Origin of the sequence: Gordonia westfalica (genome assembly GCF_900105725.1) — a bacterium.
Lineage (GTDB): Bacteria > Actinomycetota > Actinomycetes > Mycobacteriales > Mycobacteriaceae > Gordonia > Gordonia westfalica.
On the sequence record NZ_FNLM01000030.1, the window covers coordinates 16801 to 43007 of the forward strand.

General features: G+C 67.2%; 29 protein-coding genes and 1 pseudogene. 17 read left to right on the plus strand and 13 right to left on the minus strand.

Translation table 11 applies throughout. From position 1 onward, the window contains the following. Nucleotides 1–97: 97 nt before the first annotated feature. Complete coding sequence (locus BLU62_RS04330) at nt 98–1030, minus strand: M56 family metallopeptidase (protein WP_011161140.1); 933 nt, start codon at nt 1028–1030, stop codon at nt 98–100. Between the two features lie 4 nt (nt 1031–1034). Further along, nucleotides 1035–1406, minus strand: coding sequence for a BlaI/MecI/CopY family transcriptional regulator (locus tag BLU62_RS04335; RefSeq protein ID WP_005199796.1), 372 nt, complete (start codon nt 1404–1406; stop codon nt 1035–1037). Nucleotides 1407–1625: 219 nt separating this feature from the next. On the opposite strand from BLU62_RS04335, the gene BLU62_RS04340 reads away from it, so the two are divergent. Continuing rightward, nucleotides 1626–3260, plus strand: coding sequence for a heavy metal translocating P-type ATPase (locus BLU62_RS04340; protein WP_342028579.1), 1635 nt, complete (start codon nt 1626–1628; stop codon nt 3258–3260). A 17-nt stretch (nt 3261–3277) separates the two neighbouring features. After that, entirely contained in the window at nt 3278–3814 is a 537-nt protein-coding gene (locus tag BLU62_RS34495; protein WP_342028581.1) for an HAD-IC family P-type ATPase, read from the plus strand. Here the strand turns inward: BLU62_RS34495 and BLU62_RS04345 are convergent. Continuing rightward, nucleotides 3752–5841, minus strand: a pseudogene (locus BLU62_RS04345) (cytochrome c oxidase assembly protein). The gene BLU62_RS34495 and the pseudogene BLU62_RS04345 overlap by 63 nt on opposite strands. A gap of 30 nt (nt 5842–5871) precedes the next feature. Between BLU62_RS04345 and BLU62_RS04350 the strand changes: the two are divergent. Further along, complete coding sequence (locus BLU62_RS04350; RefSeq protein WP_139179992.1) at nt 5872–6531, plus strand: DUF5134 domain-containing protein; 660 nt, start codon at nt 5872–5874, stop codon at nt 6529–6531. A gap of 68 nt (nt 6532–6599) precedes the next feature. Here the strand turns inward: BLU62_RS04350 and BLU62_RS04355 are convergent, their stop codons facing one another. Both BLU62_RS04355 and BLU62_RS04360 read right to left on the minus strand, forming a co-directional pair. Further along, nucleotides 6600–6968 carry a DUF3703 domain-containing protein gene (locus BLU62_RS04355; RefSeq protein ID WP_074848365.1) on the minus strand — a complete coding sequence of 123 codons (369 nt, stop codon included), beginning with the start codon at nt 6966–6968 and terminating at the stop codon, nt 6600–6602. Next, nucleotides 6955–7305, minus strand: coding sequence for an ArsR/SmtB family transcription factor (locus BLU62_RS04360; protein WP_074848367.1), 351 nt, complete (start codon nt 7303–7305; stop codon nt 6955–6957). Before BLU62_RS04360 ends, BLU62_RS04355 begins: the two co-directional genes overlap by 14 nt. 237 nt (nt 7306–7542) lie before the next feature. Here BLU62_RS04360 and BLU62_RS04365 point away from each other — a divergent pair, with 237 nt between their 5' ends. The 3 genes from BLU62_RS04365 (at nt 7543) to BLU62_RS04375 (ending at nt 9613) form a co-directional block, all read left to right on the plus strand. Beyond that, nucleotides 7543–7788 carry a hypothetical protein gene (locus BLU62_RS04365; RefSeq protein ID WP_244278064.1) on the plus strand — a complete coding sequence of 82 codons (246 nt, stop codon included), beginning with the start codon at nt 7543–7545 and terminating at the stop codon, nt 7786–7788. Nucleotides 7789–7913: 125 nt separating this feature from the next. Next, the gene (locus BLU62_RS04370; RefSeq protein ID WP_011161147.1) at nt 7914–8582 is read left to right on the plus strand and encodes a type IV toxin-antitoxin system AbiEi family antitoxin domain-containing protein; all 669 of its coding nucleotides are present in this window, start codon (nt 7914–7916) and stop codon (nt 8580–8582) included. Then, the gene (locus BLU62_RS04375; protein WP_011161148.1) at nt 8582–9613 is read left to right on the plus strand and encodes a nucleotidyl transferase AbiEii/AbiGii toxin family protein; all 1032 of its coding nucleotides are present in this window, start codon (nt 8582–8584) and stop codon (nt 9611–9613) included. Before BLU62_RS04370 ends, BLU62_RS04375 begins: the two co-directional genes overlap by 1 nt. A 4-nt stretch (nt 9614–9617) precedes the next feature. Here BLU62_RS04375 and BLU62_RS04380 read toward each other — a convergent pair whose 3' ends face one another. Beyond that, nucleotides 9618–10109 carry a hypothetical protein gene (locus BLU62_RS04380; protein ID WP_011161149.1) on the minus strand — a complete coding sequence of 164 codons (492 nt, stop codon included), beginning with the start codon at nt 10107–10109 and terminating at the stop codon, nt 9618–9620. A gap of 31 nt (nt 10110–10140) precedes the next feature. Next, the gene (locus tag BLU62_RS04385) at nt 10141–10395 is read right to left on the minus strand and encodes a hypothetical protein (RefSeq protein ID WP_011161150.1); all 255 of its coding nucleotides are present in this window, start codon (nt 10393–10395) and stop codon (nt 10141–10143) included. A 118-nt stretch (nt 10396–10513) separates the two neighbouring features. Here BLU62_RS04385 and BLU62_RS04390 point away from each other — a divergent pair, with 118 nt between their 5' ends. From BLU62_RS04390 to BLU62_RS04420, 7 genes are all read left to right on the plus strand, one after another. Next, nucleotides 10514–11188 (plus strand): DUF6349 family protein, encoded by a 675-nt coding sequence (locus BLU62_RS04390; protein WP_139179993.1) that lies wholly within the window; start codon nt 10514–10516, stop codon nt 11186–11188. Next, a complete protein-coding gene (locus BLU62_RS04395) occupies nt 11185–11559 on the plus strand; it encodes a helix-turn-helix domain-containing protein (protein ID WP_011161152.1) in 375 nt (124 codons plus the stop codon). The genes BLU62_RS04390 and BLU62_RS04395 overlap by 4 nt, the downstream gene beginning before the upstream one ends. 305 nt (nt 11560–11864) lie before the next feature. Continuing rightward, the gene (nrdH, locus tag BLU62_RS04400; protein ID WP_011161153.1) at nt 11865–12101 is read left to right on the plus strand and encodes a glutaredoxin-like protein NrdH; all 237 of its coding nucleotides are present in this window, start codon (nt 11865–11867) and stop codon (nt 12099–12101) included. A 78-nt stretch (nt 12102–12179) separates the two neighbouring features. Further along, on the plus strand, nt 12180–12593 hold the full coding sequence (locus tag BLU62_RS04405) for a hypothetical protein (RefSeq protein WP_011161154.1): 414 nt from the start codon (nt 12180–12182) through the stop codon (nt 12591–12593). Continuing rightward, entirely contained in the window at nt 12590–13012 is a 423-nt protein-coding gene (locus BLU62_RS04410; protein WP_011161155.1) for a hypothetical protein, read from the plus strand. Before BLU62_RS04405 ends, BLU62_RS04410 begins: the two co-directional genes overlap by 4 nt. A gap of 3 nt (nt 13013–13015) precedes the next feature. Beyond that, a complete protein-coding gene (locus BLU62_RS04415; RefSeq protein WP_011161156.1) occupies nt 13016–13582 on the plus strand; it encodes a DnaB-like helicase N-terminal domain-containing protein in 567 nt (188 codons plus the stop codon). Nucleotides 13583–13603: 21 nt separating this feature from the next. After that, a complete protein-coding gene (locus BLU62_RS04420; RefSeq protein ID WP_011161157.1) occupies nt 13604–13810 on the plus strand; it encodes a hypothetical protein in 207 nt (68 codons plus the stop codon). Between the two features lie 154 nt (nt 13811–13964). On the opposite strand, the gene BLU62_RS04425 is transcribed toward BLU62_RS04420, so the two are convergent. The 4 genes from BLU62_RS04425 to BLU62_RS04440 form a co-directional block, all read right to left on the minus strand. After that, nucleotides 13965–14504: a hypothetical protein gene (locus BLU62_RS04425; protein WP_011161158.1), complete on the minus strand. Its 540-nt coding sequence runs from the start codon at nt 14502–14504 to the stop codon at nt 13965–13967. 128 nt (nt 14505–14632) lie between these two features. Next, the gene (locus BLU62_RS04430; protein ID WP_011161159.1) at nt 14633–15145 is read right to left on the minus strand and encodes a hypothetical protein; all 513 of its coding nucleotides are present in this window, start codon (nt 15143–15145) and stop codon (nt 14633–14635) included. A 285-nt stretch (nt 15146–15430) separates the two neighbouring features. After that, nucleotides 15431–16006: a hypothetical protein gene (locus BLU62_RS04435; RefSeq protein ID WP_011161160.1), complete on the minus strand. Its 576-nt coding sequence runs from the start codon at nt 16004–16006 to the stop codon at nt 15431–15433. Between the two features lie 17 nt (nt 16007–16023). Further along, nucleotides 16024–16428, minus strand: a complete 405-nt coding sequence (locus tag BLU62_RS04440) for a hypothetical protein (protein WP_074848371.1) — start codon at nt 16426–16428, stop codon at nt 16024–16026. Between the two features lie 331 nt (nt 16429–16759). Between BLU62_RS04440 and BLU62_RS04445 the strand changes: the two genes are divergently transcribed. The 4 genes from BLU62_RS04445 to BLU62_RS04460 all read left to right on the plus strand — a co-directional run bounded on the left by BLU62_RS04445 (nt 16760) and on the right by BLU62_RS04460 (nt 24205). After that, a complete protein-coding gene (locus tag BLU62_RS04445; protein ID WP_244278065.1) occupies nt 16760–17101 on the plus strand; it encodes a hypothetical protein in 342 nt (113 codons plus the stop codon). 5 nt (nt 17102–17106) lie between these two features. After that, a complete protein-coding gene (gene mobF / locus BLU62_RS34320) occupies nt 17107–23325 on the plus strand; it encodes a MobF family relaxase (RefSeq protein WP_011161163.1) in 6219 nt (2072 codons plus the stop codon). Nucleotides 23326–23426: 101 nt separating this feature from the next. Next, nucleotides 23427–23744 (plus strand): hypothetical protein, encoded by a 318-nt coding sequence (locus BLU62_RS04455; protein ID WP_074848374.1) that lies wholly within the window; start codon nt 23427–23429, stop codon nt 23742–23744. Between the two features lie 71 nt (nt 23745–23815). Next, nucleotides 23816–24205 carry a hypothetical protein gene (locus BLU62_RS04460; RefSeq protein WP_139179994.1) on the plus strand — a complete coding sequence of 130 codons (390 nt, stop codon included), beginning with the start codon at nt 23816–23818 and terminating at the stop codon, nt 24203–24205. A gap of 56 nt (nt 24206–24261) precedes the next feature. Here the strand turns inward: BLU62_RS04460 and BLU62_RS04465 are convergent, their stop codons facing one another. Both BLU62_RS04465 and BLU62_RS04470 read right to left on the minus strand, forming a co-directional pair. Beyond that, nucleotides 24262–25296, minus strand: a complete 1035-nt coding sequence (locus BLU62_RS04465; RefSeq protein ID WP_011161166.1) for a hypothetical protein — start codon at nt 25294–25296, stop codon at nt 24262–24264. A gap of 84 nt (nt 25297–25380) precedes the next feature. Next, nucleotides 25381–26205 (minus strand): hypothetical protein, encoded by an 825-nt coding sequence (locus tag BLU62_RS04470; protein ID WP_011161167.1) that lies wholly within the window; start codon nt 26203–26205, stop codon nt 25381–25383. Between the last annotated feature and the right edge of the window lie 2 nt (nt 26206–26207).

A 26207-nucleotide genomic window follows, 5' to 3' on the forward strand; every position in this document is an offset into this window, starting at 1 on the left:
CCGGTGAACAGCCTCCGCTACCGGTGGCGCAGCCAGGCGCGACACCCACGGGCGTCGAGCCGCAGCCACTGAGGAGCGAACAGGGCGTGACCGGGACTTATGCGGTAAGCCCATGCACGAGAACCGACAACACCGGAAGTGCCGCAGCCGTACACAACGCAGCACCCAGGAGGGGCAACACGCTCGCCGCAGCGTAGGTCGACTTCGTCGGCTCGATCGCGCCGTTCTCGAGCATTAGCAATCGGTAGCGCGTCGAGTGCGGCATGGGGGTCCCGGGGCCTACACCCTGGCCGGTCACATGCGCGAGTGCGCTGCGCACGGCAGCCGTGCTGGTCACCCGAGCAGCCGACATGTCGGCATCTGCTTCGATCAAGGCCGCGACTGCCGTCGGCGCCCGGCGAAACAGCGGCACAAAGGGCAGAGCACGTGCCATCACATCGCAGACCGCCAGAACGCGGTCATGCCGCGACCTCAGATGGGCGAACTCGTGCGCCAGTACTGCGGCCCGCGCCTCGGCGGGCACGTCTGTGCGCAGCGCACTTGTTGCCACAACGAAACCACTGCGCCCGCCGACGCAGTACGCCATGGGGTGGGGATGATCGATCCAGAGCACGTCGGGGGTGTCGGGTTCGGTACTGCCCACCACAGCAACGACATCGCGATGAAGACGGTGCACGCGATGCACATCGCGGGTGTGACGAGCGCACGACATCGCGGTGCGAGCGACCGCGGCGATCACCACCACGGCCACGGCAATGCCATACACCTGGCTGAAATCGTCGCGCACCGCGTGCAGGACAGCTCCCGCGCACCGAGCCAAGGTGTCAACGAAGCGTTCGGCCGGCGGCGGATCCGGCCACAACGCCGACAGCGCCGACAGAATCAACAATCCCACCGCCGTGGCGATACTGCTGACCCAGGCGGTGATCAGTACCCGCGGTGACCATCGCTGGGGCAATCGGTCGAGAACGTAGGGACCCAACACGCCCAGCACGGCCGCGCCCACCAGGTGGGCCAATGCGACGCTCACACTCTCAGCGCTTCCTCGGACGATCCGTCCGCGTCCGGGACAGGTGCTCGCTGAGGACCGCGCGCTCCTCGGGAGTAACCATCCGGGCGAAGTGCATCAGCACCGCCGTCGAATCGCCGCTGGCATCGAGCACCTGCCGCAGTGTCTGCGACGTCGCCTCCTCCCGCGACTGCAACGGGAAGTACCGATAGGCGCGGCTGATCTTCTCGCGACCCGCGAAGCCCTTCTTGTGCAGATTGGTGACCACGGTCAACACCGTCGTGTACGCCAAGTCGCGGTCGGCCAGCGCATCGACGATGTCGTGCACACTCATCGCCGCCGAAGCGCCCCACAGCACATCCATCACCGCGCGTTCCAACGAACCCAACTGAGTCACCGTCGCCTGCCTGATCGCCTCGTATTTGCTGCCAGTCTAGAACAAACTACCCTGCTTAGTAGCCGAAGCCTGGTTGCCTCAGCCCTGCTGCCACTGCCCCACGGGGGCCCTCGCATCTTGCGGTGCCGGACCCTCACCGCCTACTGAAAGCGCCCACCCGTGACCGACCTCGTTGACCACACGCACCCAACACGCCGCATCCAACTCGATGTGGGCGGGATGACCTGCGGTGCGTGCGCAGCTCGGGTGGAACGCAAACTCAACAAGCTCGACGGCGTGCGCGCCTCGGTCAACTACGCCACACGGCGAGCCACCGTGGAACTCGATACCCACGCACACGTCGCCGATGCTATCGACGCCGTGCACACAGCAGGGTATGCGGCTGCGGAACTGTCCGAGCAGGCCCCTGCCGTCAACGAAGATTCAGCGACTGCGAAGGCACTGTTCACCCGGCTGATCGTCGCGCTAGCCCTGTTCGTGCCCCTGGCCAACCTCTCCGTGGTGCTTGCTGTCGTCCCCGACCTTCGCTTTCCCGGCTGGCAAGCAGTGTTGGTGGCGCTTGCCGCGCCGGTGGTGACCTACTGCGCGTGGCCCTTCTACCGCACCGCGGTGCGCACGTTGCGGACCGGCGTGGCCACGATGGACACCCTCGTCTCGCTGGGAGTGCTGGCCGCGACCGCACTGTCGGTGTACTCGATGTTCTCGGCCGAAGCGACCTCGACCGCAGGCCAGGGGGTGTGGTCGGCAATCTTTTCCAGCGACTCCATCTATCTCGAAGTTGCAGCCGGTGTCACCGTCTTCGTGCTGGCAGGACGCTACTACGAGGCGCGTGCCCGGGCACAAGCTGTTCAAGCACTGACGGCGCTGGCCGCTCTGCGTGCCACCGACGCCCGAGTCGAGTGCGCAGGGGACACGACCATGCTCATACCCCTCGCGGAACTCAAAGTGGGGCAACGACTCATCGTGCTGCCGGGAGAGACCATTCCATCAGATGGGCAGGTGATCGAGGGCGCCGCCAGTGTGGACCTCAGCGCCATGACCGGTGAGACGACGCCGGTTCAGGTGTCAGCCGAGCAAGGCTCCACCGCCGTCGGGGGCACGACGTGCCTCGACGGGCGACTACGCGTCGAAGTCACCGCAGTCGGTGACGACACCCGCCTGGCCGAGATGATCGCGCTGGTCGACAGCGCGCAGACAGCCAAGGCTCGCGCTCAACGCGTCGCCGACCGTATCGCCGCGATCTTCGTTCCGTGTGTCATCGCCCTAGCCGCAGCCACTCTCGTGGGTTGGTCGCTCACCGGGGCGTCATGGGAGCACGCCGTGAGTGCCGCGGTGGCCGTGCTGATTATCGCCTGTCCGTGCGCCCTGGGCCTGGCCATGCCCATGGCGTTGGTGATCGCTACCGGGCGAGGCGCTCAACTGGGCATCTTCCTCAAAGGACACGCCGCGTTGGAACTGTCCGGGACGATCGATGTGGTGGTCTTCGACAAGACCGGCACCCTCACCAACGGGCAGCCACACGTCACCGGCGTGTACACCGTCGACGACGACAGTGCCGAGCTGATCCTGGACTGGGCGGCGACACTCGAGCAGCACACCAGCCACCCCATCGCCACCGCTATCGCTGCCGCGGCCGGTTCGCAGTCGCTTGCCGCACCGGTCGACGAGGTGGTCACCGACGTTGGTAGCGGCGTGCGAGGGGTGATCGACGGTGTGAAGGTGCAGGTGGGTTCCCCGGCATGGATCGCCAGTAGCGCCGCGGTGCCCGCCGTGATCGACGCGCGGCGCGCTGACATCGAGCGCTCTGGGGCACCGCGGTCTATGTCGCAGCCGATGATGCAGTCCGGGGCCTGATCGACATTCGGGATGGCATCAAACCCTCTGCCCGCCAGGCGGTCGATGAGTTGCACCGCATGGGAATTCGCACGTTCCTGGTCACCGGTGATAACGCCGGCGCAGCGCAGCGCACCGCGGAGCAGGTCGGCATCGACGACGTGATCGCCGGGGTGCTCCCGGCCGAGAAAGTGGCCATCATCGACAACGTGCGCAGTAGTGGCGCCGGTGTGGCGATGGTCGGCGACGGCATCAACGACGGGCCTGCACTCGCCTCGGCTGATCTGGGCATTGCGATCGGACGCGGCACCGATGTTGCTATCGGCGCCGCCGACATCGTGTTAGTGCGCGATGACCTCACCGCCGTCGCTCTGGCGCTGCAACTCGCCTCGGCCACACGACGCACGATGCGCACCAATCTGGCATGGGCGTTCGGCTACAACCTCGCCGCGCTGCCGCTGGCTGCCGCTGGACTGCTCAATCCTCTGATCGCCGGGGCCGCAATGGCTTTGTCATCGTTCTTCGTCGTCTCCAACAGCCTGCGTTTGCAGAACTTCGCGCGTATAGACCGCTGAGGGTGACAGAGGCTGGGGCTGGGCCAACTGCGAGACCATCGCAGCGACGGTGTGGGAGGTGCCGGCATCAATGGCCGCGGACTCGGACCGATCGGGTCGGCGTTCGGCACGCACCCACTGCGCCGACAGCACCACGCAAACCAGCACCATCGGAATCTCACTGATCACCGCAGCCACCACACCACCCACCCATTGCGTGCGAGCTAGATCGGGATTCCACGGCAGCTGCAACTGACTGTAGAAGGACTCCCGATCACCGTGGTGGAGGTCATCACCGCGATACCAAAGAAGGCATGAAAAGGCATCACGGCGAACAGCAGACCAAGCCGCGCCAGAAATGGTAACCGCCTGGGTCCAGGATCGATCCCCACAGTCACCCAGAAAAACAGGTAGCCGGTGGCCAGGAACACCACGCTCATCACGACGTGCCCCCAGTGGTAGCGGACGAGGACGTCGAACACCGGTGTGAAGTACACCAGATACGACGAGCCCACGAACAACGCGAACGCGGCAACCGGATTGAGCACCAGCTGCAGGCCCCGCGAGCTGAGCACGATCAGCAGCGCCCGCCGGCACGCCGCGCCACCGGTGGTTCCGGTCGTCGGCAGCACCCTCAACAGCAAAGTGATCGGTGCACCACCCACCAGCAGGACGGGCGCGATCATGGTCAAAGCCGTGTGTTCGGCCATGTGCACACTGAACAGCGCGTTGCCGTAGGCTTTCAGCCCCGAGCTGGTGGACACCACCACCACAGCGCACCCCACCACCCACGACACCGTTCGCCGGATCGGCCACCGGTGTCCACTTGCCCGCTCCCGCCGGGCGGCGACGACATACCCCACGGCACCCACCACCGCCGCCACACCCACCACGAGATCAACACGCCACAGCGAAACCAGCGATACGACATCAGGCGGGCCAGGAAGGGAATAACCCAGGTAGACATCCCACGCCGTGAATGGGTGGGCAATCAACCCGGGTGCGACCCTGGTGTCCATCACCGCCCAGCAGGCCACGGCCACCAGTGCGGTCCCCGCGGCAAGGACAGAAGCAGTTACCGGCGTCACCACACCCCGGCGCAAACGCACAAGGTCGGCAATCACCAGCACCGTCAGTACAGCCACCAACAGGCCCGCGGCGCGACCGAACGCCGACGACCACACATCGGGAGTCCGCAGCAGCAGCGTCACAGCCACCGCGCCCGCCAGTGCCGTCACATCGGCGCCCAGGACGACGCCACCAACACGTCGGTCGGCCGCCTCGTCGATGGTCGCCGACCCCAGACCGCGAACCCGGTACCGGTCAGCCCACCGCAGCCCCACCGACAACGCCAAGCTCACCGCGAAGACGATCACCGCGCCGGTCGTGTAATCGTGGTCAGGTCCCTGCGCGGCATTGCCGACCACGGGCAGGGCGAGCACACAAACCGCCGCGGGAACCACCAGCGCCACCTGGGCCGACCACCGCAGCGACACCGAACCGATCAGCACCACAACACCCGCTGTCGCCACCACCAGCCACGCCAGCGCCGGCAAACTCACACTGAACGCGTAACCGACCTTGCCGCTCGAGACCATCGCGCCCACGGACACACCAGTGGTGTCCGCGGCCGCGGTGAAAGCCATGAATAGCGCAACAACCACAGAGCACCCCGCGGCGCGACGGACGCGGCGAAACACCGGATACACCGCAGCGTCGATAAACCCCTGCGAGTCAGGTACAGCGGTGAGCACCACCGAGACCAGTTCCCCGAGCACCACCGCAGCCAATGCAAAGCCAACAAAATTGCCCACCACATCGGCCACAGCTGTGCCCACCCCAGGATATGGATCCGCACTCTCGACGTAGCGACCGGCGCCGGACACCCAGGCATAGACCGCCAACAACAGCATCAGCCCACCGAACAGCAACGGCGCCACCACCACCCGAAGAGAAATTGCGCGTTGCGGTCGCGACTCGATTGACGGGGTAACCGCCTCCGTCAACGCCTTTGATTCACCCACCAACCGTATGCTACTACTGCGCATAGTAGTTAACTCGTGAGGATCGAGGACCCGGTGATCGACGACGTACTGCTGCGGTGGATCGTCACCGCCCTTTTCGCGGTGGGCGCTATCGACAGCATCCGCACCCTAGCCGCCCGTCGCACCGAGCTGAGACTGTCGATCACGCACTGCCTCATGCTCCTGATGTCACTGGCGATGATCGTCATGGCGTGGCCACAAGGCAATCAGCTACCACTCCTACCGCTGCAGCTGCTCTTCGCTCTCGGCACTGTGACCGCGGTCGTCTTCGCGATGCGGGGGACGGACGACCGCCTACTCCACGTCTATACCGCAGTGATGATGGCCTCCATGGTCTGGATGTACGCGGTGATGGGCTGGCACACTGCCACCTCCGCAGCTCCTGCTACCGCTACCCCCGCCCACCACGGCAGCCCGCCGGGAACCGATGCCCTCAGCGACATGGCGCAGATGCACGGCGCCTCATCAAATCCCATGTGGATGGGGTCGGTCACGCTGCTACTTGTGCTCGGTTTCCTCGCGCTCACCATTTACTGCGCAGCCCGGTCGGTTCAGCTGCCACGCACCGCGGCCCCAGCGCCACCAATGTCCAACGCTGTAACGACACTTCGCCGCCCCCGTCTCAGATCCCCGTGGATATGCCACGCATTGACCGCCGGTGGAACAGGCATCATGTTCGCAGCTCTGCTTTAGCAGGCCGCCCGAGCCTCAGTGGTGAGCCGCCATTCCCGGTACCACTGCCGCCAACGCGCAGCGCGAGCTCAGCCTTGCTGTGTCTGCGTAGGCGACGGCGACCGCAACGCAGAAGCGATATCGCCGGGAATCGGCATCGGGCGCATCAGACCGACGGAAACCCGTCCCGTGTTGCCCTCGGGGTAACGTCCGCTCAACGACCCCGGAGCGGCGACGATGATGCGCACCACCTGGCCGAGTGCTTCGCGCCGATCATGCTGGCGCACAGCGAACCTGAACATGGCAATGTGATTCTGGGTGTGTAACCACGGGTCGGGTTGGGACACGATGTGCGCGCGTTCAAGGTGGCGCCAGCGCTGCTCGGCCACCCCAGTGACAGCTGCCGCTGCCATCTCTGCCCGGTAAAGGTCACGGGCTGCCTCACTAATGCGCGCCATCGCAAGCCTCCTCGGAGCAGCACGGAGCATCCAACGCAAGTACCAGCCCGAGTAGATCGTCGAGCGCATGACCAATCCGGCTGTCAGCCAGTTCATACCGACTCCGACGGCCCTCAGGTATCGCAACCACCAGACCGCATCCCCTTAGGCAGGCCAGGTGATTCGACAACGTCTGCCGCGACACCCCCATCGCCTCAGCTAAATCTGCCGGATAGGCCCCACCATGGCGCAACCGCACCAACACCTGCGTGCGCGTCGAGTCGGATAGTGCGTGTCCAAACCTCGTCAATGCGTCATGCTGCGCCTCAACCACTATGTCCACATCCGAACAGTACATGAACTGATGTATTCAAGGAAGGCTGAACAGTCGATGCAATACGACCGCTCGACAACCTCGGTGTGCGCCAGCTCGGGCATCGCTTGCTCGACCAGCCCGACAAGGGCGGCCGCCGCGTCATGTTCAGCGTCGACACTGCCTGCGAGGCCGCAGGCTCGGCGCCACTGCTCGATGCTTGCGGCGATCGCTCGCGATGAACGCGCATCGGTGTTGCCACGCAGGTGGTTTCGGTGGTCGTTGCCTCACTGGCGCGACGCCCTCGCCGACATCCCGCTCGATGAGTGCTTCTTCCGCATGATGACCCCGCACGAGGTCGGCCGCGGCTGCGGATTCGATCCCGACTTCGGCGACCACAAAGGCACCTTCACCGTCTGGGGCAAAGGCCGCGACCAGATCGACGGCTACGGCAACGCCGTCACCCCACCCGTCCCGCTGTGGATCGGCACCCGCCTACGCGAAGTTCTCCACCCCACCAGCGGATGACGACGTCGACCGCCCCGGCACACCGTGACCACCGTGCCGGGGCACGCGGCCCAGCCCGCACGAACGGGCCGCGCTCGGACAGCTCGGAAAGCCCCACCGATCACTCACGTTGCTATTATTGCTGCATGATCGACGCTGACCGGTGGGGCGCGATCCGCGGGCTGGCGGATCGCCAGTTCGGGCTGTTCACCACCGCCCAGGCCCGCAACCTCGGCGTCGCACCGTACGTCCTGGCCCGCCTCGCTGCCCGTGAGGCCATCGTCCGGATCCACCACGGCGTCTACGAGCTCCCCGAGTCCTCGGCCTGGACGACCCTCGGTGACTGGGCGGCACAGTGGTTGGCGCTACACCCCGACGCCGATATCGACGAACGCCGCACCCACCCTGACAGCGTGGTGAGCCACGCCGCCGCCGCCCAGGTGCTTCGATTGGGAACGATCACCGCATCCGGTCTCGAGCTGAGCAGCCCGCACCGCATCAACGTCCGCGACCCCTCGGTGCGCACCTGGCGCCGGCCGATCGGTGACCGCGGCCGCGACTGGCACCTCGTCGACGGACTGCCGGTGACCACCCCCGCACGCACCGTGGCCGACCTGCTGCTCACCCACGGCGACGGCGGGCACATCGGGACCGCGCTACACACCTGCCTGACCGAATCGCTGGTCGACGCCGACGAGCTGATCGCGGCATGTGATCGGGCCGCACCGCGCTGGAACTACGCTTCGGGCGTCGAGCTGTTCACCTCGTTGCTCGATCAGGCCCAGATGCCGGCCGAACCGGTGCTGGTCGGCTGATGCCGTATGCATCCGAAGAAGCGTTCCGCGCCGGGCTGAAAGCCCGCCTGTCCGCTCAAGCGCGGACGAGCAGGTTCAGTCGCGACGAGCTCGCTCAGACCGTGACCCTCCAGTTGTTCCTGGCCCGGCTGTTCCGCTCCCCCGACGCCGAGCAGTGGATCCTCACCGGCGGCAGCGCCCTGCAATTCCGGGCGCCGACCCAGGCCCGCCCCACCACCGACGCCGACCTGGCCACCCGCCTCGACGCCGAACACATGCACCACTCGCTGCGCCAGGCCGCCCACCCCGGACCCGGCGACTTCGGCGAGTTCGACATCACGATCACCGCGACCCGCAGCCCGGGCTTGTTCGCCGGGCGTATCCGTTACAACATTGCCGGACAACGCTTCTCCGATGCCACGCTCGACATCGCCACCCACCGGGAGATGCTGCTACCGCCCGAGACGATCAGCCCGCGCCCGGTGCTGGCGCTCGACGAACTCGACCCCATGCCCGTGATCCGGATGCAGGCCGCCGCCGAAGCAGTCGCCGACAAAGTCGCCGCCCTCTACGAGCTGCACGGCACCCACGGCGACAGCCCCTCCACTCGCGCCCACGATTTGGTCGACCTCGTCATCCTCGCCCGCACCCAGAACTTCGACGCCGAGCAGCTTCATGCTGCGATCCGCCACCAGGAACAGCGCCGCGACCTGACGATCCCGGTGCCGCTGGTGCTGCCCAACCCGACCTGGGAGCGCGACTACCCAGAGCGCGCCGCGCACAGCGGCTTGCCGGCGCACCTGCACCAGGCCGACGCCGCGCTCGCGGCCGCCAACAGCCTCATCGAACCGATCCTGACGGACGCGACCGAGAACGGTCAGTGGAACCCCGTCGACGGTGCGTGGACCTCGCAGAGAACGCGCTCGATCGGAGAACTGCTCGGTGACACCCGCGCCCCACGCTCGGCGCCGAGCACACCCGTACCCGAGACATCCAGTGGGACGTCGGCACCGAGGGTGGAACGTTCCCGGGATCACGGACCCGAGTTGTAGGCCGTTAGGGCTCCTGGCGGTAGATCGGGCAGCCGCACGAGGTGTTGCAGGCGAAGCTCCAGGTGGGGTGGGCGGCGTGGGTGTGTACTCCCCAGGGGTGCCCGCATTCGCAGTCGGGGAAGAACTGGCGGTCCCAGCGGTCGCAGAGGTCGTCGACGGTGAGCGTGCTTGACGGGTAGCCCACGGCGCCTCGGAAGCCGACGCACTGGTATGTCGACCAGGTGGGGTCGACCTCGACCGGGCAGCCGAGGTAGCCCAGGTCGTGGTTGATGACCAGCCCGTAGTCGAAGGTGTTCTGCCCGCAGCGGCCACACCAGTCCTCGCCGGTCGGTACGGGTTGGCCGTCGGGTCGACCGGCGCGACGTTGCTCCCACAGCTGGCGCAGGGTCGCGATTTCGGCTTCGAGGCGACGTTGCTGCTCGATGCGCTCGGCGGTGCCGTCGAGCAGATCGAGCAGGTCGATGTCGTCGTGGTCGGACGATGTGCGGCGCGTCATGGGGTGTCCTCTCAGATGACGTCGTGGGGCGTCAGTTGGCGGCGTAGATCGGGGTGCGGGTCAGGAACAGGCATTCGCGGTTCTCGTCATCGGCCACGATGATCCCGATACCGGTGGTGAGGATTTCGGCGAGACCGAGCGCCCACTGGGACCAGGTCAGATCGACCATGGCGTGCACGTGCTCGATGGGTACCAACTCAGGATGTCCGCTCTGGAGCACGTTGGTGGCGCGGATGATCTCGCGTGCGCTCGGGCTGGCGGCGATGTTGCTGTAGCTCCACGACATGCGAGGCTCCCTTTGTGTCGAATGTTGCTGTGGTGGTGCATGTTCTGAGCGTCTTACCCACCAGAGTGCTGCACCTTATAGGGTTCACATTATGCACCCTATGGGGTACAGTCAAGTCATGACCACAACCACTCTCCCGATGAAGCCGACCGCGCCGTCCTCGCACGGCCTGCAGCTCGACATGTTCGCCGAGGCGGCACGCGATGAGCGTGCGCACGCTGAACGCACGACCGGTGTCCCTCGCTTGTATGCGTTGCGGTGCAACACGATTGCCGACTACGAGCACGCGATGACGCAGTGGAGGAAGGCGTGGCCTGATCTCGCCTGCCTGCGCGACTCGCACGGCTGGCACGTCGCGATCGGTGAGTACGCGAGCAGCCGCGAACCGACCGACACGTGCATCCCGATCACCCTGCAAACCGACCTCCGATGCAACCGGACCTCGCACCGCGGTTGCCTGTGCGTGGGTGATCTGGTCTCGCGCAGCTTCTGCCGAGGCTGCGGCTGGCATTCGGAGGTTGTCGGCGACGACACCGACGCTGCGTTGCTGGGCCTGGATCACTGCTTCCCGGGATGGCGCGACGACCCGATCGTGCCCTCGGCGCCCTACGACGACGGACCCAAGCGCCGCACCCGCCGCAATTGGGAAACCACTGTCACCGAGCTACACGGCACCGAACGGCCCCAGGGCTACCCGATGATCACCCGACGGGGACCGCACGGGTGGCGGGCGGTGCCAGGCCGATCGCTGTGGGGCGGCTACGACGTCGCCGCCGAAACGCTCGGCCGATGACCGACACCACCGATCGAGCCGTGCCCGGCCTGCGTGCCGGGCACGGCACGCACTCGTCTTCGGTCGGCTCTGGCAAGCTCGACACCACACAACCACCCACCGCCCCCGAGAGGCCCGAATCCATGTCGAGCGACCCGTCCGCCATCAGCGTCGACGAGACCGCCGTCATGACCGCCGTCGGAGCAGCGATCATCGCCCGCCGCACCGAACTCAAGATCAGCCAGCAAGCCCTGGCCCGCACCGTCGGCACCAGCCGGACCTTCCTGCGCGGCATCGAGGCCGGTGAGCGCGCGCCGACCGTGGTCACCCTCACCCGGATCGCTCGCGCCCTGCACACCACACCCAGCGCACTGATCACCACCATCCGCTGACCCGACCCTGCCACTCTCTGGCGCCGCCAGCAGCCATCTAACGAGGGCCAGAGCCCTCTTGCCTACCGGCGCAACCACGCAACCCCCTGCAATTCCGAAGGTATTCGGTGCGCGTTTCTGTGGAGATTTCCGAACGCACAAAAAGAATCCCGGAATAGACGAGGTGGAGGGCATTCAAAGGACCCCTAACAGCAGGTCGCGGGGTATTTCCTTAGACCCTGAAATATGTTGCAGCCCTTGCATATACAGACCATTAGGTCTAGAATAGAAGAAAGCAAACAACCACCGAAAGAAAGGTCTTAGAAATGACGATCACCGTGTACACCAAGCCCGCGTGCGTCCAGTGCCACGCCACCTACAAAGCGTTGGACAAGCAGGGCCTGACCTATCAGGTGGTCGACATCAGCGCCGACGACGAGGCCCGCGACTACGTGATGAGCCTGGGTTACCAGCAGGCTCCGGTCGTGGTGATTGACGACGGTCAGCAGTCATGGAGCGGGTTCCGCCCCGACCGAGTCAAGGCGCTCGCCACCGCCGCTTGACCCGCAAGCCCCCCCATCGGGTGTCGCACTTGCCGTCGACGACACCCACCCCCGCAACGCCGACCAAGGAGACCCAGGATGAGCCGTCCATCCACCACCCGCGCCACCAGCGACCACACCCAGTGGACCTTCGGTGGCCTCGTGATCGCCGCCGACAACGCCTCACTGTGGGCAACCCAAGCCGCAGCGGATCCCGCCGACACCTCCGCACCTCAGGTGCAGGCCACGCTCGCCGACGTCGAGGGCGACCTTGTCGTCAGGATCGCCGTTCCCGCCGGCCTCACCTTCGTGGCCAACTTCGACGACGGCGTCATCCAGATCACCATGGCCAACATCCATTCGGACTGCTGCCAGAGGTGCGGGGAACACTTCAGCGATCCGCACGCACCGGAATGCGAGATCGGCGCCGCCGAGGAGGCCGCACGCGCCGCCCAGGACGACACCGCCATGCTCGCCGCTCTCGAGGCCCGCGCCGAACGGCGACTGCGATGAGCTACACCCTCGACGCCGCTCTCGCCGACATCACGGCCACCACCGGGTTGGTGTTCACCCGCGCCACCTTCGGCCCGCAGCGCAGCGGGCACCTCGCCTACACCCGCACGCGCGACGCCGTGGTGATGATCGACAACGACTGGCAGGCACTCATCGACAACGGCGCCGGTGTCTTCGCGCCGAGCAACCCGCGATGGACGCCCGTCCACCCGATCGTCATCGCCGTCTACAGAGACGGTGACCTTACCGGCCTCCCGCTCACGGAGGTGTCCACCCGCCGCGCCGACATTGCTGTGCTTCCCCACCTGCTCGACCAGGCTCTCGAACTGGCCGAGCGCGCCCGCCCGGAGTACCGCCACTTCCTCGGCTACGACTACGACTGCCGCGGCGACACCGAACGACGCCGCCAGGTGATCTGACCCATGCCCGCCGAGACCCCACCCGACCCGTCGGTGACCGCCGCCGCCCACGACGACGTGGCGCTCGCTGATGGTCACGGGTGGGCCAGCGACACCGGCCACGCCGAGGTCCTGTTCCTCTCGGCGCTGCTGTGGGCGACACCCTCCCACCACGACGACCTCGCCGCCATCGTCGGCCTGGTCCGCGCTAAGGACTTCTACGTGCCCGCCCACGGCGCACTGTTCACGATCATCGCCGAACTCATCGCCGACGGCGCCCACCGCGCGCACGACGCCACCACCGTCGCCCACGAACTACGCCGCCAGGGACGTGCGGCCACCCTCGGCGCCGAGCACCTCACCCGTGCGCTCGTCGCGGCGACCTCCGCCGGCGCCGACGGTATCCAGGCCCGCCACTACGCGGCGATGGTCGTCGCCGACGCCTACCGCCGCCGCTACCGCGCCGCCGGAGACGGCATCACCCACGCCGCCGACCACCTCCCCGAAGCCGAACTGTGGGACTACATGTGCGCCCACGGCATCGCACTACGCGAGCACCGCACCCGCCTGTCCACCCTGCGCCCGAACTGACACACCGAAAGGAACACCGCCATGACCGTCGACATTCGATACCTGGCCGCCGATCTGGCCAAGCTCCACGCCGACGCCTACACCCTGCGCCACGTCGACAACCTCACCTGGGACCAAGTTGCCACCGCACTCGACGAACCCGTCGCCGTGGTCAAGGACTGGGCACAGACCTACATCGACCGCACCGACGCCGCCGCCGCCGAACAGCAAATGTCGCTGTTCGGCTGACCCCTCGGCCACCAACTTTCACCAGCCGCAGATGGCGCGGCCCGGCCACAGCCGCGTCGACGCAGCGATCCGGTACCAGCACGCGGGAGATCGTGCGGAATTGGCTCGGCGCGCATGGCACGGTAACGGCATTACCGCGACGCGTGAGGCGCGTTCACTCGCCCTCCATCACGGGCTCGGGCTGCTCGCCGTGCCGCCGCCTCCAGACGTCGCCCATGTCGTCGGCGAACTGGATGTCGGCGCGGACCTCGGCGGCCCCGGGGGCGCTGTAGGCGACCTCGGCCGATTGATCCCTCCGAATTACGCTCGGGTAGCTCTCGACCATCTGTTGCTGCAAATTCCGCATGAATGCCGAGAATCCAGGGGCCGAGCCGGCGTACCCCGCCAACGCGCCGCCATACGAGCCGAGGTTTGACGGCACCCCCATTACCAGCCCGGAGCCGTACATAGACTGGGCCTGGTCGCCGATTGCGTCGAGCATTCCTCCGAAGGCCCCGGTCAGCCCCTCCTTGATTATCTGCTCAAGCGAGATCTCGCCCTTGGCCGGCCGGCAACGGTCCGGTAGCCGGTTGCCCTTGGCGTCGACCCCGTAGACGTCGACCGTTAGGTCGGTGATCGGCCCCGAACTTGCGTTATCCACGGTGACCGACCACAGGTCCTTGCCGATCGGAATGGGCTTGGTCGAGGCCGTCACCGCGCGGATTCGACCACCGCTGTTGCCGGTCTCCGTGGCTCCCACAGAGTAGTAAGTGTTGTTATCCCGGCCCACGATGACGTTCTTCTGGGTCGAGGTGAGCGAATGCGCGGAAGCAGACGGATCGCCTACTGCTCCCGCGCCCGTGCGGGGTGGGGCGGCCCCTGGGGGGCGCGCGCCGCGACGCCGCTGATCCGCAGGTCCCCGCCAGCCGCCACGTCCTCGGCCAGGACGCCCGTCCCGCCGTCGACCGCGACGTCCACCACCTCGATATCCCCACCGACTGATGCGCGCCAGATCTTCACGCCGATGGTGGCCGGGAGCTCAGGGGCGTCCTGCTCGACGGCCGCGAGCAGCGCCCGCGACAGCTCCACCAGTTCGCCGTCGGCGTCCGCGCCAGCCTGGCCCAGCTTCTTGCCAAGCAGCTGGCGGCGTAGTTCCTCGTCGGGCTCACGCTCGAGCGCCTCAACCTCGGCGCTGACTGAGCCAAACCGGTTCGAGATCCGGCGCTTGATCGCCTCGTAGCCGTCGGCAATCGCCGTCTTGGTCGTCTCCCGCACACCGTCCGACGCGCCCAGCGCGATCGCAGCGACTATTAACGTGACAGGGTCCATCAACTGCCTCCAGTCCAGGTCCTGCACAGCGCCGGACCGCCAAGAATCTATCGCCCAACTCAGACATTGCTCATCGCCGCGGAGACCTGTCCGGCGTTGATTCCCTATGCCAGGCTTGCCCGTATGTCCCACACCGCAGAGCAGCTAGGCGAGGGGTCACCACGCAGCCAGTCGAACCGTGCCTGACGGATTCCAGCAACGCCGAGAAGCTCGTCGCACAGGTCGAGGACGTAGTGCTCGTCGGAGGCTCTGCGGTCGGCCACGATGCGATTCTGCACTCGCCAGCCACTAACACAAGGCGGTCTTGCTGTTTCAGAACAGGCCGAGTTGGTCTGCGGGTGTGGACGGCACGGGTTGGAACAGCCGGTGTGCTTGTTCGGGGTCGCCGCCGTCGCGTAGGTAGGTGCGCAGCATCACTGAGCGTGCGGCGCGGTCGATGGCGGTGGTTGGTCGTGATCCGCGGTGGCGGCCGAGGCCGACTGCGTAGGTGAGGTTGTTGGTCTGGGTGCCGATGCGCACGTGTGCGGAATCGACACGGACGCACAGCGGTTCGTTGCAGTAGTGCTCGCCGATGTCGGCGGCGTCGGCACCGAGGTCGGGGTGCACCAGCAGCAGCGCGAGACGGTGCGCGCTGATCGCTCGCTGACGGTTGTTGCGGCGGAAGGTGAATCGGCCGTACCCGTCGGGGGAGCTGATCGCACCGATCCAGTACCAGCAGCCACGCGGTGTGAGGACGACGTGCTGCCAGAAGTGTTGCTCGGCGCGAGCATCGGGCATCAGCGTTGGGTCGGTGACCACACCCGGCACCGGTGTCGCGGTGCCGACCGCCAGGTGGGTGGCCGGCACCGCGAACAGGCCGAGTTGATCGTGGTCAGGGTCGACACTCATGGCCGAACCGTAGAACCCTAGGCCGACATCACCGCGGGATCGGATGGTTCGGTGTGGCTCTCATCGGTGGCCGCGTCGGGGGTGGCTGGGGCCGGTGTCGACTCCTGGCTCGAGGCGGCCTTCTTCGTCGCGACGGACAGGCCCGCCTCGCGCAGCAGCGTCTTGGCTTTCGCGGCACTGATCTCCACGAGATCGGCCGCGCCACTAACACTTCCTACTCGCTCGGCGATCGCGGCGAGCGCGGTGGCTTTCGCCTTCGCTGACCGCTCGGTGATCACTCGCAACTCTGCTTCGGCAGCGGCGAGTTCGGAGTCGGCTTGCAGGAACTCGGCGATGTTGGCCTCGTTGGCTTCCATCACCCGCAACTCAGCTTCGAGTCTGCGTTCGAGTTTCTCGCGTTCCGCGGCTCGGCGCGTCTCCAACGCCCCGAGCGTTCGTTTGCGCGCAGCAGCGCGCGCCTGACTGGCAGTGAGTTTTGAATTGTTCGACGGCATACCCGACACGATAACGCCGGCCAACGCCCACTCGCCACCGCCACACGCGGCTTCTCCGTGAGCATTTCACTGCCACTTCCCTTCCAATCGCCCTCCGTTCCCGCCTCCCCATTCCGTTCATCCCCACCCTCACCTGCACCAACGCCCCCGAACTACTCCCGCACCACACCTCACCCCATGAACCCGAAACACCTTTAACTTCCACACACCTCTTGCATACTGGATTCGTCCGACGAAATTAATGTGTCAGAATGCAGCCATGGCCGGTGCCGGGGCGTGCGATCACTGCGGTGGCGTGCTGCCCGGAGACGGCTCGCCGCGGCGCGGGCGGCCGCGGCGATGGTGCTCGACGGACTGCCGTCGCGCGGCGTGGGTCCGCCGCCACGACCGGCCCGCCGCGACTGGGATGACCGCCCAGGATGCGGTCGCCCAGGTGCTGGACTCCCCTACCGCCACAGCCGAACTCCTCGCGGGGTTGACCGCGCGGATCGAGGGCGGCGACGAGGTTGCCAGCGGAGTCATCGCCGAGCTGGTCCGGGCGCACCGCGCGAGCGTCACTGCGGTGGCCCGGGCCAACGAGCTGCGTCCGTTCCGGCGGTGACCTGAGTGACCGCGACCATCCACAAACTGACCGCCGGCGACGGGTATGAGTACCTGACGAAATCCGTTGCGGCGATGGACGCCACCGACAAAGGCCGGGTCTCGCTGGCCGACTACTACAGCGCCAAAGGTGACTCGCCGGGGCAGTGGATCGGCTCCGGCTTGGCCGGATTGGCGGACGTCGGTTCGGGTCTGGACGTCGCTGATGAGCTCGCCGAGGCGCGCACCGTGGAGGCCGGGTCGATGGTGTCGGCGGCGCAGATGAAGGCCCTGTTCGGTGAGGGGCGCCACCCCAACGCGACCGCGATCGAGCAGCACGCCGTGGCGTCCTCGGACTGCCGAACGGCCGAGGCGTTGGCGGCGACGAAACTGGGCAACGCCTACGCCGTCTACAACGAATTCCCGGAGTTTCTACAGGAACTCGCGGTGGTGTTCCGTGACCACAACCTCGCTCGCGGCGAGCGGTGGGATGCGGTCATCGACGACGACACCCGGGCGGCGTTGCGCACGGAGTTGGGCCGCGAGCGATTCACGAAAACCTACCGTCGGCCGCCGCGGGATTCGCGTGAGCTGTCGGGTTTCATCGCGCAGGAAAGCCGTCGGCGTCAGTCGGCGGTTGCCGGTTACGACATGACGTTCAGCCCGGTGAAATCGGTGTCGGCGTTGTGGGCCGTCGCCCCGCTGCCGATGGCCGAGAAGATCGAGGCCGCCCACCGTCAGGCGGTCGCTGATGCACTGGCGTTCATCGAACGCGAAGCGTGCCTGTCGCGGTTGGGAACCGACGGCATCGCCCAGGTCGACACCGACGGTCTGATCGCAGCAGCGTTCACCCACCGCGACTCCCGCGCCGGGGACCCGGACCTGCACACCCACGTCGCCATCTCCAACAAAGTGCGGGTGCGTGACGCCGCCGGGATCACCCGGTGGATGGCCCTGGACGGTACCCCGTTGTTCAAGGCCACCGTGTCGGCCTCGGAGGTGTACAACTCGCGCATCGAGCTGTACCTCCAACGCGATTTGGGGGTGTCGTTCAGCGAACGGTTCTCAGCCGATGTGCGCAAGCGACCTGTCCGCGAGATCGACGGTGTGTCCGCCGAACTGATGGCCCGGTGGTCGTCGCGGCGCGCGGCGATCGAGGAACGGATCGATGAACTGTCGAAGCAGTTCCTCGCCGATCACGGCCGCGAACCCACCACCGGTGAGGCGTTCGATCTGGCCCAGCAAGCCACCCTGGACACCCGCGAAGCCAAACACGAACCACGCTCCTATGCCGAGCAGCGCCAGGCGTGGCGGGCCGATGCACGACGCATCCTCGGCGGCGATCGGGCGATCAGCGACCTCGTGCACGAGGCCACCCATCCTCGCCCCCGCACCCGTGAACATCCGGAGTTCACCGACGAGTTGTGCACCGAGCTCGCCGCCAATTGCATCGAGAACATCTCGGCCACGCGCGCCCGCTGGCAGCGTCCGCATCTGCGTGCCGAAGCCGAACGCCAACTGCGCGCACGCGACTTCGCCGGCATCACCGACACCGACGAACTCGCCGCCGCCGTGGAGCGCATCGTCGACACCGCACTGGCCGCCGACACCAGCGTCGCGGTGTCCTCTGACGCCCTCGACGGCGACCTCAACGAACCCGAGGTGTTGCGTCGCGCGAACGGCGAATCAGTGTTCGTGCGCCACGACGTCGCCCTGCACACCAGCACCGACATCCTCGCCGCCGAACACCGCATCGTGGCCGCCGCCAAACGCACCGACGGCCGCCGACTCGACGAGACCACCGTCGACATCGCATTGCTCGAGCAAGCCGCCAACGGCCGCGAACTCAACGCCGGCCAAGCCGCCATGGTTCGCGAACTGGCCACCTCCGGGCGCCGTGTGCAACTGGTCCTGGCGCCCGCCGGTACCGGCAAAACCACCGCCATGCGCACCCTCGCACGAGCGTGGACCGACAGCGGCGGCACCCTCATCGGCCTGGCCCCCACCGCTGCCGCCGCGGCAGTGCTGCGCGACGAACTCGACACCACCACCGACACTGCCGCCAAACTCGTCCAACTCGCCACCGCGGAACGCGAACTCGCCCAGACCCGCGCCCTGGCCGCCACACCACGCTGGCGCACCATCGGTAAACCCGAGCTCGCCAACAAGGTCGCCGCCGCCAAGAAAACGCTGGCCGACCCGACATATCAAAACCTCACACTGCCCGACTGGTACACCCAGATCGGCCCCGACACCCTCGTCGTGGTCGACGAAGCCGGGATGGCCTCGACCTCCGATCTCGACGAGGTCATTCGGTGCGTGGCCGCCCGCGGTGGCAGTGTGCGTCTGGTCGGCGACGACCAACAGCTCGCCTCGATCTCGGCCGGCGGTGTGCTGCGCGACGTCGCGCACGAGACCGGCGCGCTGACCCTGAGCCAGGTGGTGCGGTTCTCCGATGCCGCCGAAGGTGCGGCGTCGCTGGCGCTGCGTGACGGTGACCCCGCCGCCCTCGGTTTCTACGCCGACCACGGCCGCATCCACGTCGAATCCGATGCTGCCGCCGCAGATGACGCCTACCGGGCATGGGCACGTGACCGCGCACAGGGCCGCGACACCGTGATGATCGCCGCCACCCGCGACACCGTCAACGCTCTCAACGAACGCGCCCGCGCCGACCGCCTGGCCGCCATCGACCCACACCTGCACGGGCCGGAACTGCGGCTGTCGGACGGGTTGTCGGCCAGCGTCGGCGACATCATCAGCACCCGCAGCAACCGCCGGGACCTACGCGTGTCGGCCACCGACTGGGTCCGCAACGGCGACCGGTGGCGGGTCACCCACATCGGCGCCGACGGCACCCTGACCGCCCAGCACCTCGATCTCAACCGGCACGTGCAGCTACCCGCTGACTACGTCGCCGAACACACCACCCTCGGCTACGCCTCCACCATCCACGCCGCCCAGGGCATGACCGCCGACACCTGCCACGTCATCGGCTCCGACGCCCTGGACCGACAGCTGCTCTACGTCGCGATGACCCGCGGCCGCCACGGCAACCACATCTACCTGCCCACCACCGAAACCGACCCGCACAACGCCACCACCCCCAAGGCCCGCCACCCCCAGACGGGGCTGGAAACCCTGGCGGCGATCCTCGGCCGCGACGGCGCCCAACAGTCGGCGACCACCGCTCAACGCGATGCCGTCGACCCGTTCCTGCGTCTGTCCCGGGCCGCGGCCGCCTACGACCACGCACTGGGTGCCGCCGCCGAACACACCCTCGGCGCCAAAGCGCTGCGCGACCTCGAACACGACGCTGACGCCCTCTACAGCACCCACACCGGCACCCCCGCGGGCACGCTCACCGCGTGCGCGGCCTGGCCCACCCTGCGCACCCACCTCGCCACGCTGGCCCTCGGTGGCGACGACCCGATCGCGCGGCTGCAGGCCGCGATCACCCACCGCGAACTGGCCACCGCCGCCGACCCGGCCGCCGTGCTCGACTGGCGACTGGACCCCACCCAGCAACACTCCGCAGGCGGCGGGCCCCTACCCTGGCTGCCGCGGGTCCCCGCCGGGTTCGACGACCCCCAGTGGGCGCCCTACCTCACCCGCCGCGACGCCCTCGTCACCGACCTCGCCGCCGCTGTCACCGAACGCGCCACCGCCTGGGACGCCACCACCGCCCCGATGTGGGCGCGTCCGCTGCTGCTGGCTGACCCCGACCGCGGCCGCGAACTCGTCGCCGAACTCGCCGTGTTCCGCGCCGCCCGCGGCGTCGACGACACCGACCGACGTCCCGCCGGACCGCGCCCGGATTCCATCGCCCTGGCACGGCGCCACGCCGCGCTGACCGAACGTGCCGACGCGCTCATCACCACCACCGCCGAGGCCGCCCGCTACGCCGACCTCGCCCGCGACCTCGACCCCCACCTCCTCGCCGACCCGTACTGGCCTGAACTCGCCGACCACCTGTCCCTGGCCGCCCGCGCCGGCCTCGACGTCGACGCCCTGGCCCGCGACGCCCTCGCCGACAACCCGCTGCCCACCGAAATGCCCGCCGCCGCACTGTGGTGGCGCCTGTCCGGACAGCTGGCGCCCGCCGCGGCCGAAGCGACCAACACCGGACTGCGCCCCGACTGGGCTGACGCACTCGTCGGGATCGTCGGTGACCGCGCCGCCGAAGCGATCCTCACCGACCGGGCCTGGCCCGCACTCGTGGCCGCGGTCAACGCCGCCGACCCCGCCCAGTGGACCCCCCACAACCTGCTCGACCTCGCCGACACCCTGCTCCACCACGGCGCCGACGACGACCACACCGTCCGCCTCGACGAATACGCCCGCCTGCTCACCTGGCGCGTCGAACTACTCGTCACCCACAGCAGCCACGCCACCGACCTCGCCCCACCGGCCGAGGCTCCCCCCACCCCCGAAGACGAAGCCGCCGCCGAAGCAGCAGCCGAAGCAGCCGGACTGTCCGACCCGTGGGCGCAGGTCCCTGCCAGCGGTCCCGTGGCCGACGCCGACCACGAGCTCGCCGGCGTCGACGAGGACTACCTCGCCGCGCTCACCGCCACCGAACCAGCCCCCGAACCCGGCGTCGACGACCTCGACGTCGAGGAGTTGGACCGCTACGAGGATCTGGCCTTCGCCGAGTTCGCCGCCGACGTGGTCGCCGCGCCCGATCGGTTCGCCGCGCCGAGCGATCTCGCCGAATGCATCGCGCTGCGTTACGAACTCACCGCCCAGCTCGCCGAGCTCGCCGCCGACATGATGCAGCTACGCGAAGCGATCAACGCTGGCACCAGCGCCCACCAGCAAGCCATGGCCCCGCACGTCCTGGCGTTACGCGCCGCTGCCGACCACCAGTTCGCCGCAGCCGCCGACACCGCAGGCCACCATCACGACCTGATGATGGCCGAACAACTCATCGAAGACCTCACCAACCAGGCAACCGCCCTGCGCCGCACCGCCGCCCAACTCCGCGCCACCGACACCACCGACCTCGACCCCCTCAGCGACGCCGAAGCACCCGACCTCGCCGCGCTACGCGCCGAGGCCGATGCCACCGCCCTGGAGTGGCGCATCACCGCCGCGACCGCCGACCGCGACGCCCTCACCGCCGTCTACGACGAGGCGAACGCCCGCCTCGAGTCCGCGATCGCCCAATCCGGCGGCGTCCGCGTCACCGACACCGACGTCGAACTCATGCGCCTACAAGCCAGCGAACTCGACGAACTCAACCTCGCCGACCTACGCGCCCGCCGCGCCGACCTCACCACCCGCATCTACCGAATCGACAACCGCCTCAACCACGTCCACGCCCTCACCCACACCGCCCACCACCACCGCGACACCTACCTCATGCCCACCACCGCCACCGGACCCGTCGCCACACCCGACCCGGTCGCACCGTCTGCAACCCACCCCGCCACCGAAGCCACTGCCACCGCGGTCGTTGAAGATGTCGATGCCGAGCTGCGCGACTGGCTGCGCGCGGACCCACTCCGTGCCATGAGCGACGACCAGCTCACCACGCACCTACGCACCCTCACCCGCCGCCACACCCTCGCCGTCGACGACCTGAGAACCAGCCGACCAGCGCCCGAGCGGACGCCGCGGGTGCGCGCCGAGCACGCCGAACTCGCCGACACCGTCGACCGCATCGCCACAGCCCGCACAGCGGGACGCGCTCTCGCAGACGCCGCTACCCGTGTCGCCGGCGCGCGCGCCGAGCTGGCGGGACTGCCGCCTGCCGGGCGTGGCCGCAAAGCGCGCGTCGAGCACGACCAGCATCACCAGCGCCTCGCAGAGGCGGTCGCCGCGGCTGAGCGTCAGCACCAGTATCTCGCCGCCGCCCACGAGCAGACCCGTCGGGACGTCGGCGTCCCCGAACACCAATGGGACGATCTGAGCGCTCGCGCCGCCGACACCGCCACGCTCGCAGGCGAACTCGCAGCCGCCGAGCAGACCGACGCCCGAGCTCGCCAGCTCCACCAGACGGCCATCGACGACCGCGACGCCGCCGCCGCCGCCATCGCCGCAACCCGAGCCGAAGTGGCCCGCCGTCACGACCTCCCCGGCAGGGCCCGGGCCGTCGAAGACTCCATCCGCGCGACACTCGACGACACCGGAACCCAAGCTGAACCTGCGACCGTCACTTCCGCGTCGGCCGCGCTGTCACCCCGCACCAACGATCTACCGCCGGACACTGCACCACGCCGAGACTCCGGATACGACATCTGATCTGAGCCTCCTGCTGGTATCGCTGTCGCGTCGCGTACACGCGCCGTGTCTGCCCCCCCAGCTAACCTCTCGGGCAGCCGATGCACCCGAAGGAGCGCACAATGACCGAATCCATGCCCGCACCCGTTCTCAACGATGGAGGCGACTGGTGGATGCTGATCGAGGTCGGCTACACCGACAATCCGGACCCCGTGCTGAACTACTGCAAAGTGCTGCAATGGGAACGCACAGTCGACACGCATGGCGAACCGATGATGGCCGCCTGGCTGGCCGGCTCCCCGCCAGTTCGATCTGACCTCGACGTCGCACCGGGCAGGACGGGTGTGCGATACATCCACAGGGGACAGTTCGTCCGCCTCACCCGAGACGACATCGATCGACTCATCCAAACCAACAAATGGCACACTTTCACGTTCTGAATTTGCCCTGCGTAGAGGGTTGCGCTCGATGTCCGCAGGGGTGAGCGCAAGTGGTGCTTACGATGACTGACATGAGTTCGGACTCGTTGCCGCAGATCGCGATCGCAAAAGTTGAAGTCGAAGAGGGTGTGCCGTACTCCGCGGAGCGCGAACTGACCCCTTGGTTCAACCACCCACCGCACCTGCTGTGGGGACACTTCTACCGCGCAGCGTGTACCGAAACGCTCGGCGACGACTGGAAAGGTGCGGGGTTCGCGGTGTGTGAACCAAGCGAGGTGGAGCGTGTTGAGCGAGTCCTTAGGGATGCTGCCCAATCGGCCAACCAAGCATTCGCAGACCACGTGGATCGACTCCCGGACCCAGAGGTAACCAAGGTGCTGGAGGGCATCACAGCGGCGTCTAATCCGCTCGACGACGGTCCGTACGCCCTCCCTCCCGGTCCGCCCACTCGACTCGATTGACGTCAGGCGAGGTCTCGCGCACACACGACCCGAAAGCGGTGCCCCATGGCCTGGGTTTAGAGCTTCTTGAAGTGCTGGAGTATCCGCACGGTGTAGTAGCCGTCGATGAGCATGTACCGCCGACCATAACCCGGCTGCTGCGCGTACACGCTCAGCATCTTGGCCACGGGCGCGGTGATCCGGTGGCAATGCTGCACAACGAGGAGACCCGCCTCAGTATCAGCGAGGCGACTGATCTGATCCCCGTTTTTCCCCAGGTCCGCAATCTTCATGGGGTGAAACTTTGCAGGGCCTTTGAGTAGGAACGCCGACTGGAAACGGACTCCGTCCACGGTGACGCGATCAGTCCAGATATCGAACTGTTCACCGCCCCAATCCTTATCCTCATCGGGATCACCCAGTATCTCCAGGAGTGCCTTCTTGGTGTCGGCCTCAGAAAAATGCCTCAACAAATTGAGTTCACTCCGGCTCGGCTTGCTCGAAAAGTCCACACCCTCGAACTGATCGACTTGTTCGGGCCAGATCCTGCGGTTGGTGTCGACAAAATCGGCATGGTGGCGCTTTCCGCGGTGCGCGATGATCACCGGCCGCAGACCGACGTCAGTATCTGTGACCCGGGTGACATAACCGAGAATGAACACAGTCTCCCTGCGAGTCAGGACCGACAAGCTCGTTGTCGAGGTCAGGTGCGAGGCATTGAAATGCCCTGCCACCTTCACATTTCGACCGACATCAACCTTCCAGTGAAACTTCGCTCCCTCGGGGTCATCCCCAGCCTCGTATGCGCGGGCGACGTCCTTGAACCACACATCGTCCTCGAACCATACGAGGTCGCCAACCTTGATCTCACCAGAGGCGATCAACGCCACACCGCTGGGCACCTTCTGCCGGGAGATCACCTCCCACACGGCCTCGGTCAACGCAGCGTCGTTGGCCGCCTGCGCAATTGAACTACCACCGGGATGCCATGGGATGCGGCCACTCCTCTCGGTGCCGATCACTCCCAACGCGAGCTTGCGGTGCAAAAACCACTCAATCAGAGTGGAGTCATCAGACAACGGCGCCCGGCGGCCGGTTGAGGTCGTGGTCATGTCGTCCGTGCCCCTGTCAGTGAGATCGAGCTTTCAATACCCCGGCTCAGCAAAGCTCGCACAGACCCGACGTCCGGCGCCGGATTACGGGCGCGGTTGAGTCGCCAACACCCCGCGAACCCGGGACACACTGTGCACCGCGATATGGGCGTTGATGTTGATCGCTCGGATCACATACATCGCGTCCCGATGCCGGTCGGTGTGGCGAACTCGGAAGGTCTGTTCGTGATGTCCCACCCGGTTGCGAAGTCGACGCAACCGTTCCAGTGCAGCAGCCAGCGCATACCCCGGTGCGACTGCCTCGGGTACTGGGGTGTGCGGTGGGTACTTGGCCCACCGCCGGTTCCCGCATACCTGGTCCAGGTTGGGGAACGCTGTCTTCGTAGCGTTGAGCCACAACTGCTCATGCTTGGTATAGCCCGAACGCAGTGACTTTCGCTTCTCCTCGCTGGGCGGATCGTTAGGTAGCAGGTGCACCAAATTGCCGAACGTCAGCTGCGCGACCAGATCGTCATGAACCACCTCGTGACCACTGCGGGGATGTACACCGAAGTCCGGGTCGTGCTCCGACCGCTGATCGCTGGCTTTGCCGGCCTCGTAGGCGACCCGTTTGAGCGTGCGCGACCCCAAGACTCCGCTGAGCGGTGTCGCTGGCTTACGTAGCCAATCAGGGCCGCATCCCGGCTGCGCGGCGTTCCACTTGCGCAGCTCGGTGTCGAGGCTATGGCGTACCGCCATCTCGGTGAACGCCAGCACCTCGTACCAGGCAGCACTCATGCCGACCTGCCATAAGTACAGTGCTGCGATCGCCGCCTCACTGCCGGCCACGCCGCCCGACTGCGCAGTCCAGTGGTCCCGATACGGCTGCAACCGGGCGGGCGACACAACAGCGGTGATTCTCTGCGGCACCC

Bases quoted from the DNA above. Each gene is read 5' to 3' on its own strand.
- BLU62_RS04385 (WP_011161150.1), bottom strand. From the start codon at position 10,395: ATGTCGTGGAGCTACAGCAACATCGCCGCCAGCCCGAGCGCACGCGAG.
- BLU62_RS04360 (WP_074848367.1), bottom strand. From the start codon at position 7,305: ATGTACTGTTCGGATGTGGACATAGTGGTTGAGGCGCAGCATGACGCA.
- BLU62_RS04395 (WP_011161152.1), top strand. From the start codon at position 11,185: ATGACCGACACCACCGATCGAGCCGTGCCCGGCCTGCGTGCCGGGCAC.
- BLU62_RS04445 (WP_244278065.1), top strand. From the start codon at position 16,760: ATGGCCGGTGCCGGGGCGTGCGATCACTGCGGTGGCGTGCTGCCCGGA.
- BLU62_RS04370 (WP_011161147.1), top strand. From the start codon at position 7,914: ATGATCGACGCTGACCGGTGGGGCGCGATCCGCGGGCTGGCGGATCGC.
- BLU62_RS04390 (WP_139179993.1), top strand. From the start codon at position 10,514: ATGACCACAACCACTCTCCCGATGAAGCCGACCGCGCCGTCCTCGCAC.
- BLU62_RS04465 (WP_011161166.1), bottom strand. From the start codon at position 25,296: ATGACCACGACCTCAACCGGCCGCCGGGCGCCGTTGTCTGATGACTCC.
- BLU62_RS04380 (WP_011161149.1), bottom strand. From the start codon at position 10,109: ATGACGCGCCGCACATCGTCCGACCACGACGACATCGACCTGCTCGAT.
- BLU62_RS04435 (WP_011161160.1), bottom strand. From the start codon at position 16,006: ATGAGTGTCGACCCTGACCACGATCAACTCGGCCTGTTCGCGGTGCCG.
- BLU62_RS04410 (WP_011161155.1), top strand. From the start codon at position 12,590: ATGAGCTACACCCTCGACGCCGCTCTCGCCGACATCACGGCCACCACC.
- BLU62_RS04455 (WP_074848374.1), top strand. From the start codon at position 23,427: ATGACCGAATCCATGCCCGCACCCGTTCTCAACGATGGAGGCGACTGG.
- BLU62_RS04420 (WP_011161157.1), top strand. From the start codon at position 13,604: ATGACCGTCGACATTCGATACCTGGCCGCCGATCTGGCCAAGCTCCAC.
- BLU62_RS04355 (WP_074848365.1), bottom strand. From the start codon at position 6,968: ATGGCGCGCATTAGTGAGGCAGCCCGTGACCTTTACCGGGCAGAGATG.
- BLU62_RS04460 (WP_139179994.1), top strand. From the start codon at position 23,816: ATGAGTTCGGACTCGTTGCCGCAGATCGCGATCGCAAAAGTTGAAGTC.
- BLU62_RS04405 (WP_011161154.1), top strand. From the start codon at position 12,180: ATGAGCCGTCCATCCACCACCCGCGCCACCAGCGACCACACCCAGTGG.
- nrdH (WP_011161153.1), top strand. From the start codon at position 11,865: ATGACGATCACCGTGTACACCAAGCCCGCGTGCGTCCAGTGCCACGCC.
- BLU62_RS04375 (WP_011161148.1), top strand. From the start codon at position 8,582: ATGCCGTATGCATCCGAAGAAGCGTTCCGCGCCGGGCTGAAAGCCCGC.
- BLU62_RS04415 (WP_011161156.1), top strand. From the start codon at position 13,016: ATGCCCGCCGAGACCCCACCCGACCCGTCGGTGACCGCCGCCGCCCAC.
- BLU62_RS04340 (WP_342028579.1), top strand. From the start codon at position 1,626: ATGACCTGCGGTGCGTGCGCAGCTCGGGTGGAACGCAAACTCAACAAG.